The organism is Pseudomonas sp. Ga0074129, assembly GCA_001465025.1.
Taxonomy (GTDB): Bacteria; Pseudomonadota; Gammaproteobacteria; order Pseudomonadales; family Pseudomonadaceae; genus Aquipseudomonas.
Genome location: LNDO01000068.1, coordinates 62,287 through 77,142, shown reverse-complemented (window position 1 = coordinate 77,142; position 14,856 = coordinate 62,287). Strand labels below are relative to the sequence as shown.

The 14,856-nt window shown below is 56.4% G+C and carries 10 protein-coding genes and 1 pseudogene; 6 read left to right on the top strand and 5 right to left on the bottom strand.

The genetic code is table 11. The annotated features are described in order from the left end of the window. Positions 1-356 precede the first annotated feature (356 nt). On the top strand, positions 357-923 hold the full coding sequence (gene pnuC, locus AUK77_RS07870; RefSeq protein ID WP_296127938.1) for a nicotinamide riboside transporter PnuC: 567 nt from the start codon (positions 357-359) through the stop codon (positions 921-923). Next, positions 920-1,450 carry an AAA family ATPase gene (locus AUK77_RS07865; RefSeq protein WP_296127935.1) on the top strand — a complete coding sequence of 177 codons (531 nt, stop codon included), beginning with the start codon at positions 920-922 and terminating at the stop codon, positions 1,448-1,450. Before pnuC ends, AUK77_RS07865 begins: the two co-directional genes overlap by 4 nt. On the opposite strand, the gene AUK77_RS07860 is transcribed toward AUK77_RS07865, so the two are convergent. Continuing rightward, positions 1,439-1,906: a DUF3429 domain-containing protein gene (locus tag AUK77_RS07860; protein ID WP_296127932.1), complete on the bottom strand. Its 468-nt coding sequence runs from the start codon at positions 1,904-1,906 to the stop codon at positions 1,439-1,441. The genes AUK77_RS07865 and AUK77_RS07860 overlap by 12 nt on opposite strands. 157 nt (positions 1,907-2,063) lie before the next feature. Here AUK77_RS07860 and AUK77_RS07855 point away from each other — a divergent pair. The 3 genes and pseudogenes from AUK77_RS07855 to queD all read left to right on the top strand — a co-directional run bounded on the left by AUK77_RS07855 (position 2,064) and on the right by queD (position 5,568). Next, a pseudogene (locus tag AUK77_RS07855) lies at positions 2,064-3,939 on the top strand (di-heme-cytochrome C peroxidase). A gap of 36 nt (positions 3,940-3,975) precedes the next feature. After that, positions 3,976-5,109, top strand: coding sequence for a catalase family protein (locus AUK77_RS07850; protein WP_296127929.1), 1,134 nt, complete (start codon positions 3,976-3,978; stop codon positions 5,107-5,109). 102 nt (positions 5,110-5,211) lie between these two features. Then, positions 5,212-5,568 (top strand): 6-carboxytetrahydropterin synthase QueD, encoded by a 357-nt coding sequence (gene queD / locus AUK77_RS07845; RefSeq protein ID WP_296127927.1) that lies wholly within the window; start codon positions 5,212-5,214, stop codon positions 5,566-5,568. Between the two features lie 53 nt (positions 5,569-5,621). Here queD and ligA read toward each other — a convergent pair whose 3' ends face one another. The 4 genes from ligA to AUK77_RS07825 form a co-directional block, all read right to left on the bottom strand. Then, positions 5,622-8,000: an NAD-dependent DNA ligase LigA gene (ligA, locus tag AUK77_RS07840; RefSeq protein WP_296127925.1), complete on the bottom strand. Its 2,379-nt coding sequence runs from the start codon at positions 7,998-8,000 to the stop codon at positions 5,622-5,624. 59 nt (positions 8,001-8,059) lie between these two features. Beyond that, complete coding sequence (gene zipA / locus AUK77_RS07835; RefSeq protein ID WP_296127922.1) at positions 8,060-8,887, bottom strand: cell division protein ZipA; 828 nt, start codon at positions 8,885-8,887, stop codon at positions 8,060-8,062. 176 nt (positions 8,888-9,063) lie between these two features. Further along, positions 9,064-12,552: a chromosome segregation protein SMC gene (smc, locus tag AUK77_RS07830; RefSeq protein ID WP_296127919.1), complete on the bottom strand. Its 3,489-nt coding sequence runs from the start codon at positions 12,550-12,552 to the stop codon at positions 9,064-9,066. A 12-nt stretch (positions 12,553-12,564) separates the two neighbouring features. Then, complete coding sequence (locus AUK77_RS07825) at positions 12,565-13,224, bottom strand: GntR family transcriptional regulator (protein WP_296127916.1); 660 nt, start codon at positions 13,222-13,224, stop codon at positions 12,565-12,567. Between the two features lie 230 nt (positions 13,225-13,454). Between AUK77_RS07825 and AUK77_RS07820 the strand changes: the two genes are divergently transcribed. Then, the gene (locus AUK77_RS07820; RefSeq protein ID WP_296127913.1) at positions 13,455-14,588 is read left to right on the top strand and encodes an alkane 1-monooxygenase; all 1,134 of its coding nucleotides are present in this window, start codon (positions 13,455-13,457) and stop codon (positions 14,586-14,588) included. Positions 14,589-14,856: the final 268 nt, after the last annotated feature.

The window sequence follows — 14,856 nt, the reverse complement described above, 5'->3', positions numbered from 1 at the left end:
TCGGTGTCCGGATGCTCGTGGAATGAGTGTCCGGATCAGCGTGGAATCACTGTCCGGATGTGCGTGGAATGGGTGTCCGAGTCAGCGTGGAATCCGCAAAACAGCACAGACGCGCCAGGTTCACCTCTCCCAACAGTATTGGCAGCATCAGCATGGCTCAAGGTGCTAAAGACCAGTAAGCAAAGTGAGCTAAACGCGATAAGAACAGACCTGAACACAACATGACTCCGAATGGGGCGCTGAGTATATCGGTAAAGCGCTAGCCATTTGCCATCTGAAAGCCTGGCGATCACGCAAAGACGCCGAACGGCGCAATCGTTACAATCGCCCGTCAATTTATCTGTCGCGGTTTAATTATGTCGCCCTTAGAAATTATTGCCTCAGCCATCGGTATTTTGGCGGTTTGGCTTACCGTGCGCCAAAATTGCTGGTGCTGGCCGCTGGGCTTAATCATGGTCGTGATGTATGCCTGGATTTTTTACGACGGCAAACTGTATTCCAACATGCTGCTTCAAGTTGTTTATGCCGTTTTGCAAGGCTATGGCTGGTGGTTATGGACACGGGGAGACAATAGCCACAGCGGCATTCAAGTCAGCCGTTTGAGCCGCCAAGGCCTGTGGCTCGGTCTTGGTTTAGGCGTTGCCGGGTCCGCCGCGCTGGGCTATTTGATGGCCAGCTTCACTGATGCTGCCGCGCCTTGGCAGGACGCCGCATTAAGTGCATTCAGTTTGGTTGCACAGGTTTGGATGGCGCAAAAACGTGTTGAATGCTGGCCGTTATGGATAGTGCTGAATGTCTTGTTTGTCGCGCTTTTTATCCAGCAAGGCTTGTACCCAACGGCGGCGCTTTATGGCGTCTTCACCTTGCTGGCCATCCAGGGCTGGCTCACCTGGCAGCGTGACCATGCGCGGGTTGCCGCATGAAAGTTGTGGTACTGACAGGCCCGGAATCGAGTGGCAAAAGCTGGCTGGCCAGAGAACTGCAGCAGGCGTTTGGCGGTGTTATCGTCGATGAATATGTGCGCCACTTCATTGAGCACAATCAGCGTGACACCTGTTTAGCCGATATCGATGCCATCGCCAAAGGCCAGCTAGCGTGGGAAGACCATGCGCGCAGTCAACAGCCTGATTTGTTGATTTTGGATACTCATCTGCTCAGCAACATGCTCTGGAGCCAAACGCTATTTGATGATTATCCTACCTGGCTTGAATCAGCCCTGCTTGAGCGCAAATACCACCTGCACCTACTTCTCAGCCCATTAGACGTGCCTTGGGTTGATGACGGCCAGCGTTGCCAACCCGAAATAGCCGCAAGACTGGAGTTTTATGAAGAGTGCGAACGATGGTTGCAACGGCACCAACAGCCTTACGTGTGCGTTCAGGGTAACTGGCTGGCGCGCCGTGATTTCGTGATTAAAACACTGACGCGCTGGCTCCAATCAGTGCAATAAAACACTCGCCCAAGCGACGAGCAGGCTCAAGCACACAATAATCGTCAGAGGCCGCCTGAGGCTTGGATACCATTGCGGTGCCAGGCCCAGCTTGACTGCACGCAGATCTGCGGCATACAAGCCGGCAAATGCTAACAAGCACATTGGCAAGCCGAGGCTAATCGGCATACCGCCACTGATCGCCAGCCAACCTAACAGCGGCGGAAGCACTGACAGGCCCAATTGCAACTGAGCGGCCTGCCCTGCGTTTTCGGCACGCATGGCCAAGCCCCAATGAATCGCGCCCATAAACGCCAAAATGACGGCCGCATAGTCCAGCAACGCCGCCAACACCACGACGCGCCAACCTTCCGGGGTAATCCAGATGCCCAAAGCGCCGGTAATGAATGGAATCAGACCGGCATAGCCAAGCATCAGCGCTAGCTTGGGCGGCGATTGGGCGTCAAATGGGTGCATAGCGTCACTCCTGAGCAGTTTTCCAATGGTGCTACTTTAAGGCTTTCCATGGCCCAAGCAGAAGTTAAATAGCCGCATTACAACGTAATGGCCGCTTGCCATACGTGGCTGCAATAGGCATAAATTGCGCAAATAATAATCTGACAGGGAAGTGGCCATGGGTGTTGTCCGTAAAGTGCTTTGCGGGGTGGGTTTGTTGGCGGTTACCGGACTGTCAATTGGGCTTTATTTCATCGCCAACCCCAACCTTCCCGATTACAGGCCTCCAGATCAGCTGCACTACTTGGATCAATGGTCGGCTGACGCACGCCAAACCTACTACTACCCCCCACAGGGCACGCAGGTTAAGGGCTTGCGCTATGAATGGTTTAGCGCATTGGAACTGCCTTTCGGCACAGATAAATTTGCTACGCCTGACTATTTAGCCCGCTTTGGCTTTCTGGTTGATCCCGCCCAGCAACCCACCCCCCCTGAACCCTGGCAACCTACCCGTAGGCTTTGCTCGGCACAGCGATAACGAAACCGGCGAGCATTACCTGGATATCAGTTGTGCGGCCTGCCACACCGGCGAGTTGCGTTACAACGGTCAAGCCGTGCGCATTGATGGCGGTGCAGCTCTGCATTCGCTGGCGTCCACCGTGCCAACGATTCGCGGTGGCAGTTTTGGTCAGGCGCTCGGCATGAGCATGGCCTTTACCTACTACAACCCGGTCAAGTTCAATCGCTTTGCCAAGCAGGTACTCGGCGAAACATACGACGAGAATAAAGCTCAGTTACGCCGTGACTTTAAAGTGGTTCTCGATCGCTTATTGGGCACAGCATTCAATGACATGCACCGTGGTCTTTACCCCACCCAGGAAGGCTTCGGGCGAACCGATGCCTTTGGCCGAATCGCCAACACGGTGTTTGGGGACGCGATTGATCCCAGTAACTACCGAATAGCCAATGCCCCTGTCAGTTATCCGCAGGTGTGGGACATCTGGAAATTCGATTGGGTGCAATGGAACGGCTCAGCCATGCAGCCGATGGCACGCAACGTCGGCGAAGCATTGGGCGTGGGCGCCACATTACGCCTGCTCAGCACTGACGGTCACCCCGTCGCAGAAGCCGAGCGTTATGCTTCCAGTGTGCGCTTGCATGACTTGCACACCCTTGAAGAAACCCTGAAAACGCTGCAGCCGCCTACTTGGCCAGAAGCCATTTTTGGCAAGGTGGACATTGCCCTCGCCAGCCGTGGTCAGGCGTTGTTTAAAGAAAACTGCGCTTACTGCCATGCACCTGACCCAAAACCGATACAAGATCGCTTTGCCCCAGCCCGCGATCCTGAATGGCGGATGCGTGTGGTCGAAACATCGGTGATCGGCACGGATCCTACTACCGCGGACAACATCGCCGATCACCGTTACGACCTGACTAATCTGGGCTGGACCAAAGAAGAACTGAGCAAACTCGATGTGCGCCTGTTCGGCACCACCTTGGCCGAGCTTGATCTGAGCAATATCTCCAGCGCCAAGGCACTGGCCTATATCACCGCTTATGTGGAAAACCGTGCTTACCAGGACGCTGGCATCAGCGACAGCCAGCGCTGGGAAATGGACGGCTTTGGTCTGCCCATTGGCGTGCAGGAAATTCGTGGCTACAAAGCACGCCCACTGGACGGTATCTGGGCTACACCGCCGTTTTTGCATAACGGTTCTGTACCCACGCTGTTCCAACTGCTTTCACCGGTATCAGAGCGGCAAAGCGAGTTTTGGGTCGGCAACTTCGAATTCAATCCCAAGCAGATCGGCTACCGCAGCGAGAAATTCAAAGGCGGTTTTCTGTTTGATACGCGCATAACCGGTAACAGCAATCGCGGGCATGAATTTCGCGCAGGCTGCCGTGAAGATGGTGTGATCGGCCGCGCCCTAGAACCAGAAGAACGCTGGGCGCTGATTGAGTACCTCAAGGTATTGGGTAACCCAGACCTGCAAGCGCAGCTGCAACCGGTACAAGCCAAACCCTGGACACCGGGGCCTGCCTGCCAAAACTGATCAAGCACGTAACAATAACTAAAAGGGATTTACCTCATGTTGAAACGTTTTTGGCTCTGGTTTGGCCGCGTGCTGGGTAAGGTGCTGCTCGTCGTTGTCGCCGTCGGGCTTGGCGGCTGGGCGATTGGCGCGGTTTATTATGGCGTCAAGTTCTCCGGCCCGGTGTCGACAGAAGAGCAAATCCCTGCTGACGAGGCTGCGCTGACCCAAGGCATCATTGAAGACGCGATTCGTGTCGTCGAGCAGCACCGTGATAACACCCGCGTTATGCGCGACGCCCACGCAAAGGCGCACGGCTGTGTGAAGGCCGAGGTCACCGTCAGCCCGAACATTGACCGCGATCTGCAACGCGGTGTGTTCAGCGAACCCGGGCAAACCTGGCAGGCATGGATGCGCTTATCCAACGGCAATGCCTACCCGCAGTTTGACCGCGCCCGCGATGCTCGTGGCATGGCCATCAAGTTGCTCGACGTGCCGGGTGAGAAACTCAGCAAAAGCCCGCAGCACGCTTATGAACAAGACTTTGTCATGTTCAACCACCCGGCTTTTTTTGTGCGCGATGTGGCCGAGTACAAAAGCAATTTTGCGGCTCAGGCTGATGGCAAAAAAGCCTTGGCGTTCTTTCCAAGCTGGAACCCGGCGAGCTGGGAAATCCGCCACTTGATCATTGCGCTCAAGACACTCTCCCCTGCCCCGGAAACACCGGTGGCGACCACCTACAACTCCATCGCCCCCTTCAAACTGGGCGAACACAACATCAAATACCGTGTGATTCCGCAGCCAGAAGCGTGCCCTCCTTATCAGCTGCCGGAGCAAAATCAGGACTTGCCCAACTTCCTGCGCAATGCCCTGTATCAGCAACTGTCCTTGGACCGTGTCCCGGCCTGTTTTGCCCTGCAGGTGCAACAGCAAAACGCCGAGTACTACATGCCCATCGAAGACCCCAGTGTGGAATGGAGTGAACGTATTTCACCCTTCGAAACCGTTGCCACCATCAGGGTACCCGCGCAGGATTTCGACAGCCGCGAGCAAAATCTGTTTTGCGACAACCTGTCATACAACCCTTGGCACGCTCTGCCCGAACACCGCCCAATCGGCGGCATCAACCGCTTGAGAAAAGCGGTGTATGAGGCTGTCAGCGTATATCGACTGGAGCGTAATCAGCCCTGAATCGGCCGCCGTAGCGTTCAGGCTGTTCGGTTAAGCGCGCGTGAGCTGGTAACATTCGCGCCTGGCCGTGCACCTGGCGGCGGATCACCTGAGAGAATTCGTGTGGAACTGTTCAAAGAGTTTATGTTCGAGGCGGCGCACCGCCTGCCCCATGTGCCTGACGGCCACAAATGCGGTCGCTTGCACGGTCACTCCTTCAAGGTGGCGGTGTACATCGAAGGTGAGGTTGATCCCTACACCGGCTGGATTCGCGACTTCTCCGAGATCAAAGCGATCTTCAAGCCGATCTACGAACAGCTCGACCACAACTATCTGAACGACATTGCCGGGCTGGAAAACCCCACCAGTGAAGTGCTGGCCAAGTGGATCTGGCAGCAACTTAAGCCAATCCTGCCTGAGCTTTCGCGTATTCGTATCCACGAAACCTGCACCAGTGGCTGCGAGTACCGCGGCGATTAGGCCAATCTCGTGACATGCTTTAGGCGCGCTTGATCAGCGCGCCTCGCAGACCATCAGCCTAATTCGACGCCCAACGCCAGCAGACGCTGCTTGAACGCCTCTTCATCGATGCTGACAACCCCCAGCTCTCGTGCCTTGGCTAATTTTGAGCCAGCTCCAGGCCCGGCGACCACCACGCTGGTTTTGGCCGATACGGAACCAGCAACCTTAGCGCCCAACTTCTCTAGCTCAGCCTTGGCTTGATCGCGGCTAAACAACTCCAAACTGCCAGTCAGCACCCAGGTTTGCCCGGCCAACGGCAAACCTTCGATGACTTTCTTCTCGCTTAACCAGTGCATACCAAACGCTTCAAGCTGCGCTTCAATGGCGCGCGCGCGCTGGGCATTTTCCGCCGTGGCGAAAAACTCACGCACAGCAGCGGCTTGCTTCTCTGGCAGGGTCTGGCGCATGTCCAGCCAATCGGCGGCCAGCACGGCGTCCAAGGTGACAAACTTATCCGCCAGTTTTTGCGTGCCGCCAGGGCCTACAGACGGGATATGCAGTTTGTCGAGCATGCTGGCCAAGCTTGCACAGGCGCTGAACTCGGCCCCCAACTCGCCCGATTGCTCCAGCTGCAAGCCACATTGATCGGCAGCCAGCAGTGCCGCGATCACCTCACGGTTATGACTGTCAGCAAAGAAGCTGTGAATCTCGTGCGCCACTTCCAAACCAATATCCGGCAGGTAGGTGAGCACTTCCGGCAGCGCTTGCTGCACACGCTCAAGTGAGCCCAAAGCGCGGGCCAATACCTTGGCGGTTTCCTCACCTACATCGGGTATACCCAGCGCATAGATAAACCGCGCCAGTGGCGGTTTTCGACTGTCGGCGATGGCCTGTAGCAGCTTGTTGCAGGAGACCTCGGCAAAGCCCTCAAGGTTAATGATCTGTGCATACGTCAATCGGTACAGATCGGCTGGAGACGCGATGAGCTGCTCATCCACCAACTGCTCAATGGTTTTGTCGCCCAGCCCTTCGATATCCATAGCCCGGCGCGACACAAAGTGGATGATCGCCTGCTTGAGCTGGGCTGCACAGGCCAGGCGGCCGACGCAGCGGTATACCGAGCCTTCGATAAAGGTTTCTTTACCCTTGCTGCGCTTGACCAGCTGGGTGCGCTCGACATGGGAGCCGCACACCGGGCAGTTTTCCGGAATATGCACCGGCTTAGCATCCGCTGGCCGCCGCTCAGGCACCACCCCCATAACCTGTGGAATCACGTCTCCGGCGCGACGAATGATCACCGTGTCACCGATCATCAAACCCAGCCGCGCCACTTCATCCATGTTGTGCAGCGTGGCATTGGCCACCATCACACCGGCTACTTTGACCGGCTTTAAGCGTGCAACGGGCGTTACCGCGCCGGTGCGGCCAACCTGAAATTCGACATCAAGCAACTCGGTCAACTCTTCCTGCGCCGGGTATTTGTGGGCGATTGCCCAATGCGGCGTGCGTGCACGGAAGCCGAGTTGCTGTTGGTCTTCAATGTTATTGACCTTAAACACCACACCGTCGATGTCATAGGCAAGACTCATGCGGCGTTGGCCAATATCGCGGTAGTAGTCCAGGCAGGCATCAACGCCGTGGGCCAGTTTTAACTCGCGACTGATCGGAATACCCCAGGCTTTGAGTTGCTCGAGCATCGCGACCTGGCTGCTTGCTACTTCGGCGCTAACTTGTCCTACGCCGTAGCAGCAAAACTCCAGCGGACGGCTGGCTGTGATCTTCGGGTCAAGTTGGCGCAAGCTGCCTGCTGCGGCATTACGCGGATTGGCAAACGTCTTGCCGCCACTTTCAGCCTGCCTGGCATTCAGTGCTTCAAACCCAGCCTTGGGCATGAACACTTCACCGCGCACCTCCAGCACCTCAGGCCAACCGTTGCCCTGAAGTTTGAGCGGTACATTGCGGATGGTGCGAACGTTGCTGGTGATGTCTTCACCGGTGCTACCGTCGCCACGGGTCGCACCACGAACAAGCAGGCCATTTTCATAGCGCAAACTCACGGCCAACCCATCAAGTTTCGGCTCGCAACTGTATTGCACCTGCACACCGCCGCCGAACAGATCACCGCCCTGCAGGCCCAAGCCGGCCTGAACGCTGCGATCAAACGCGCGCAGGTCTTCTTCCTCAAAGGCATTGCCCAAGCTGAGCATGGGGATCTCATGGCGCACTTCGCCAAATGCACTCAGCGCCTCAGCACCGACACGCTGAGTGGGCGACTGAGCGGTGATCAACTCAGGGTGCAGCGCCTCAAGCGCCTGCAACTCACGAAACAGGCGGTCGTACTCCGCGTCTGGAATACTCGGCTCATCGAGAACGTGATAGCGGTAGTTGTGGGCTTCGAGTTCAGCACGCAGCTGATCAATACGCTGGGCGGCTGGCTGGGTCGTGGTCATGCAGGCATCTCTCAAACGAAAAGAGCAGCCGTGGCTGCTCTTTGTGTATCGGGGTTTTATCAGCGCTTATTGGTCAACTGCTTGCGCTCATATTCAACAATGCGCTGGCGGTAATGCTCAATGGTTTGCGCGGTCAAGACGCTGCGCTGATCATCTTTCAACTCGCCGTTTAGCTCATGCGCCAGCTTGCGAGCCGCTGCCACCATCACATCAAACGCCTGTTTAGGATGACGCGGCCCTGGCATACCAAGGAAGAAACTCACGGCGCGGGTGCTGAAGCCTTCAATGTCATCTAGGTCAAACGTACCCGGTTTAAGCGCGTTGGCCATGGAGAACAACACTTCACCATTACCCGCCATGCTTTCGTGACGGTGGAAAATATCCATCTCACCGAAACGCAGGCCACTTTCTAAAATGTTCTGTAAAAGGGCGGGGCCTTTGAAGCCCTCTTCATCGCGCGCGATTACATTGATCACCAGCACTTCTTCAACCGGTGGCAATTCCTTATTAGTGTCTTTGGCAGCAACAACAGATTTGCTGGCTGGCTCATCGTCAACGGGATTGAGCAGTGTCGGCACAGGCTCATCAACCGCCAGATTCAAATCACCCTGCTGCGGCTCACCGGAACGACGGCGATTGAGTTCGCGAGCGCTCAGCGATGGCAAGTCTTCTTCATCCAGTGATGGTTCGTGGCTGCGATCAATTGTACGCGCCGGGCTGAGCAAATCCGGATCGCGGCCATCGTCGGGCATGTTGGCGAAGCTGCGATCAAGTTTGAACTTGAGCTTGCCCTTACCCACCCGCATGCGCCGCCAGCCATCAAAGAGAATGCCGGCAATCACAATAATGCCGATTACAATCAGCCATTCGCGCAGACCGAATTCCATGAAATACCTTAACCCCTAATAATAAATGTGATGAAAAAGGCCTTCCTAGACCATTTTGCTAATTCTTTAAGCATGACGCCAAGCCTATGTTCTGACTGGCCTTTACCCGATTTAAGCGTCATGTCCAATAACAATGCGCATTAAACTAGCACGACGAAAGATAACTTTACACCGCCTCATGATTCCACCAATGCCAACGCTTCTTCAACATCAACTGCAACCAAACGTGAACAGCCGGGTTCATGCATGGTGACGCCCATCAGCTGATCGGCCATTTCCATGGCAATCTTGTTGTGGGTGATATAGATGAACTGCACTGTTTCTGACATTTCTTTTACCAAACGCGCGTAACGACCGACGTTGGCATCGTCCAGCGGCGCATCAACTTCGTCGAGCATGCAAAACGGCGCTGGATTGAGTTTGAAGATGGCAAACACCAATGCCAGAGCGGTCAGCGCTTTCTCACCACCGGAGAGCAAGTGGATGGTGCTGTTCTTCTTGCCCGGTGGTCGGGCCATGATGGTCACGCCCGTGTCCAACAAGTCTTCGCCGGTAAGTTCCAGGTAGGCATTGCCACCACCGAAGACTTTCGGGAACAGCGCCTGCAGACCGCCATTAATCTGGTCAAAAGTTTCTTTGAAGCGATTGCGGGTTTCTTTGTCGATTTTACGAATCACGTTTTCCAGCGTTTCCAGTGCTTCCACCAGATCGGCGTTTTGCGCATCCAGATAACGTTTGCGCTCGGACTGCTGCTGATATTCGTCAATGGCGGCCAGGTTAATGGGGCCAAGACGCTGGATACGCGCAGCCAATCGCTCCAGTTCCTCTTCCCAGGTTTGCTCGTTGGCGTCGCCGGGTAAGGTGGCCAGAACACCATGCAGGTCGTAATTGTCTTCCAGTAGCTGATCCTGAAGTGCCTTGCGGCGCACCGTCAGTGATTGCCAGTCCATACGCTGCTGTTCCAACTGGCCGCGCAGTAATTGCGCCTGTTGCTCCGCTTGAGTGCGGCGCTTTTCCGCATCGCGCAATTCACGGTCTGCGTCTTCCAGGGCCAAACGGGCCAGCTTGAGTTCGTCTTCAACAGCCATGCGCTTGTCGAGCTGCTCCTCAAGCTTCATGCGCAACTCTTCCAGCGGCGCTTCACCCTCCTCCAAGTTAAGGCTGAGCTGTTCACGTTTCTCGTGCAGGCGCTCGGCTTGCAGCTCAAGTCGCTCTAAAGCTTGGCGGGTGGAGTCGTGCTGAGCGTTCAGCGAACCCAAACGCACCGCCAGCTGATGGGCATGGTCTTTGTTTTGTCTGGCTTCCTGACGCACTCGGTCAAGGCGAACCCGCAGGCTGTCACGGCTGGCCAGCAGGCGTTCACGCTGCTCGTTGTCATTGGCCATGGCATCCAGCGCATCTTGCAACTGGAGACGTGATTCACCCAGCGCTTCGTGCTCGATTGCACGCTGCTCGGCCAATTCCTGCAGCTCTTGTTCAAGTCGGGTACGGCGCAAAATCAACTGCTCGACCTTGGCTTGGCCAGCCGAGAGCTGGGCTTTCAACTCACCCAGGCGGCGCGACAGATCTTGAATGTGCCGACGTTGTTGCTCGCGTTGCTCTTCTGCTGTGCGCTGCGTGTCACGCAACTGCCCCAGGCGCTCCTCCAACACAGCCAACGCGGCCTCGCGCTCGTCGCGCTCAAGGCTCAGCCGTTCTATTTCCTGGCCGCGCGCCAAAACACCGCTTTGGGCATCACTGGAGCGGCGCACCCGCAGAAAATGCCGACCGACCCAATAGCCGTCTTGGCTGATTAAGCTCTCGTCTGCTGCCAACGTCGGGCGCGATGCCAACGCCTCGTCGAGATTCAGCACCGGCTTGACCTTGCCCAGCCAGGGGCTTAGATCAACCTCGGCGGTGACTTTATCCAACAGGCTGCCGCCCAGCTGCGCTGCGGCTTTGCTTGGGCTTACCAGACGCAAATCGCCCTGCGTCAGACCCGTAAACTCCAGCCCTTGATAATCGTCCAGCATGACGGCGTGCAAATCCGCACCCAGCACGGTTTCCACCGCCAGTTCCCAGCCTGCCGCGACACGCAAGCCTTCAGCCAGACGCGGACGCTCGCTGAGCTGCTGCTCGCGCAGCCATTCGCCCACACCTTTGCCGGGGTCGAGTGCGGCTTGCTGCAAGGCCTCCAAAGAAGCCAGGCGGCCATTTAGGCGTTGCAACTCGCCTTGCGCCTGTTGCTGGGTTTGCGTGCTGTGTTGCAGTTCAGTGCGCAACTGCTGCAACTGCTCGGCCTGCTGCTCATCTCCAATTTGCAGGTCTTCAAGGCTGATTTCGCCAGCCGCAATCTGCTCGCCCAGCTCAATAATCGCGGCATCTTCCGGGTCAGCGGCCAACATCTGCAGGTCATCGCTCAGGCGACGCTGCCGCTCAGACAAGCGCTCCAGGCTTTGTTCCAATTGGGCGATACGAGACTGTTGCACTTCAGCCTGGCGGCGTGGTTCAGCGCTGTGCTGGTTGAAGGCGTCCCACTGCTCCTGCCAGCCATGCATGGCTGTTTCGGACTCTTCCAGCTCGGCCGCAGACTCTTCTGCTGCCGCCGCTGTCAGCTCCTGTTCAGGCACCAGCATGTCCAACTCTTCAGCCAGAGTGGCCAGCAAGGTGCGGTCGTGGCCGAGGTGCGATTCGGTTTCCAGACGGGCCTTCTCTGCTTCGCGCAAGTCATCTTGCAACTGACGCAGGCGTTGCTGACCGTGCTGGATGCTTTGCTCAATACGTGCAATATCGCCACCCACCGAGTAGAAGCGACCCTGCACCAGATTGAAACGCTCACTCAGCTCATGATGACCGTCGCGCAAACGCTCAATGCTGGCATCGGCATTGCGTTGTTCGGCGACAAGGGCCTCGAAGCTGACCTCCTGATTGCTGATCACCGCTTCGCGGCTGCCCACTTGCTCATTCAGCGTTTGCCAGCGCAGGGCGGTGAGCTGGGCTTTGAGTTGCCGTTCTTCGGCCTTGTATTCCTGATACTTCTCCGCCGACTGCGCCTGGCGATGAAGGCGATCGAGTTGGCGTTCCAGCTCTTCGCGCAGGTCGGTCAGGCGCGCCAGGTTTTCATGGGTACGACGAATACGGTTTTCGGTCTCGCGGCGGCGCTCCTTGTACTTGGAGATACCCGCAGCCTCTTCAATAAAGTTGCGCAGGTCTTCCGGCTTGGCTTCGATCAGCTTGCTGATCATGCCCTGCTCGATGATCGAGTAGCTGCGCGGACCCAGACCGGTGCCGAGGAAGATATCGGTGATGTCACGGCGGCGGCATTTGGTGCCGTTTAGGAAGTACGTGTTCTGGCTGTCGCGGGTAACCCGGCGGCGGATGGAAATTTCGTTGTAGCCCGCATATTCGCCGGTCAGGGTGCCGTCGGAGTTATCAAAAATCAGCTCTATCGAGGCCTGTGTCACCGGTTTACGCGTATTGGAGCCATTGAAGATGACGTCGGTCATCGACTCGCCACGCAGGTTCTTCGCCGAGCTCTCGCCCATCACCCAGCGCACCGCATCGATGATGTTCGACTTGCCGCAACCGTTAGGCCCTACCACTGCCGCCATGTTGCTGGGGAAGGTTACCGTGGTGGGGTCAACAAATGACTTGAACCCGGCCAGCTTGATGCACTTAAGCCGCATGCTTCGCTTTCCTTAGGCATCGGCCAGTGCGGCCAGCACCAGCTGACAGTTGTGCTCGCCATAGCCCAGCAACACGTGGCGAATAGCCTGATGATCACGGTCGATAATGGCCTGCAGTAGTGCGGCAAAAGTATTCAGAAACTGAGCCATCTCGCTTTTGCGGCGTTCCAGCGCCAGGTGATAGGTGCGACTGATGGCGGGCAGCAGGTTTTCGACGGTTTCTTGCAAATACGGGTTATCGCAGAACGGAAAAGCCGCACGCATGATGTCAAAGCTGCTTTCTACAAATCCGTCGATATCCTCTCGCTGCAAGCTATCTTGCAGACGCTGCTGAATCTGTAGAAAAGGGGCCAGATCGGCCTCTACCTGCCAGCTGTCTGCCACCGCTTTGCCGAGCAGGATGTAAAGCTCCATCACCAAGGCATAAAGGCTTTTGACGTTATGCGGCGTCAGTTCGGCCACTTGAGCGCCACGGCGCGGCGGAATCACGATCAGATGGCGGCGCTCAAGGATCAACAGCGCCTCGCGCACCGAACCACGGCTGACGTTAAGGGCTTGAGTAACCTTCTGCTCTTGAATGCGCTCGCGGGCTTTCAACTCACCACGGATGATGCGCTCTGCAAGGTGATGAGCGATCTGCTCGGCGAGGCTGTCCGGTGCCTTGAACGTCATGGTGATCCTTAGGCTCTATATGACCTATTTTGGGGCAAACAAGGGGGCACCCCGAACATGTCGGAGCGCTGCATCGCAGGGCGCGAGTGTAACACAGGGTGTTACCGGGCCAAGGTTGGTGGTGGCTGGCTTTCAATCCAAAAGGTGGGCATCAAAGGGATGGCCCCGCCAACTGATTGTCCTACAATCCTACCAACACATACTCCAACAACAAAAAATACGGAGCCACTATGTTTGAACGACTGCCCTCCAACTGGATGCTCGCCATAAAGAGCGTTGGCTACTGGCTCTGGTTAATCCCGGTTTTGGGGATTCCACTCAGCTACTTCATGTCAATTGACAGCGCGTACGCCAATGTTTGGCCATGGTTTGTGATGATCGTGGTGTTTGGCGTCATTCCGGTTTTGGATTTTATTGTGGGCCGCGACCCGGCCAACCCGGATGAAGCCGTGCAGGTGCCACAACTTGAACAGCAGCGTTACTACCGTGTTCTGAGCCTGGCCACTGTGCCGGCGTTACTCGGCATGCTGGGTTGGGCCGGCTGGGTGTTTGTCAGTCATGAGGCCTGGAGCTGGGTGGGTCAGTTGGGCTGGGTGTTGTCAGTAGGCACGGTGACTGGGGCTATCGGTATCACCGTGGCCCATGAACTGATCCATAAAGACCCTGCCTTGGAACAAAATGCCGGCGGCCTGCTGTTGGCGGCCGTGTGCTATGGCGGCTTCAAGATTGAGCACGTACGCGGCCATCATGTGCATGTTTCCACGCCCGAGGATGCCAGCTCTTCGCGCTATGGCCAAAGCCTTTACGCCTTCTTGCCGCACGCCTACAAACACAATTTTATGAATGCCTGGAAGCTCGAAGCAGAACGACTGAAGCGCAAGAACCTGCCAGCCCTGCATTGGCGCAATGAATTGATTGGTTGGTATTCGATCAGCGCGCTGTTTCTTTTGGGCTTCACCCTGGCCTTTGGCTGGTTGGGTGCCGTGTTCTTCCTGGCGCAGTCAGTCGTGGCCTTTACCCTGCTGGAAATCGTCAACTACGTAGAGCATTACGGTCTGCATCGGCGCAAGCTGGAGAACGGTCGGTATGAACGCACCAATCCGACGCACTCTTGGAACAGTAATTTCCTGCTGACCAACCTGTTTCTGTTTCATTTGCAGCGCCATTCCGACCACCACGCTTATGCCAAGCGTCGCTACCAAGTGCTGCGCCATTTCGACGACAGCCCGCAATTACCCAACGGCTATGCCGGGATGATTGTTCTGGCGCTGTTCCCGCCGCTGTGGCGCGCAGTGATGGACCCACGGGTACGCGCCTACTACGCCGGTGAAGAGCACCAGCTGACGGATTCACAACTCGCCTGATCCCCCTCGCTTTATCACGCAATCAACAACGCCAAGGGCTGCAATCCTTGGCGTTTTTTTATGCTGTCCGTTAAAGCTCATTCATATCACTGGCACGAAAACAGCTTCTAAAAAGCGCATACCAGCCTCTAAAAAGGCGGCTGAGCCGATTTAACTGACCTTTAAGTCAAATATTAATTGACCCAAAAGTCAGTTAAATCTAGATTTGCCCCGTACCGACCTCAGGGCCGCGTCCATCGATGCAATCGCAACCTTATTGTGTGCTCAT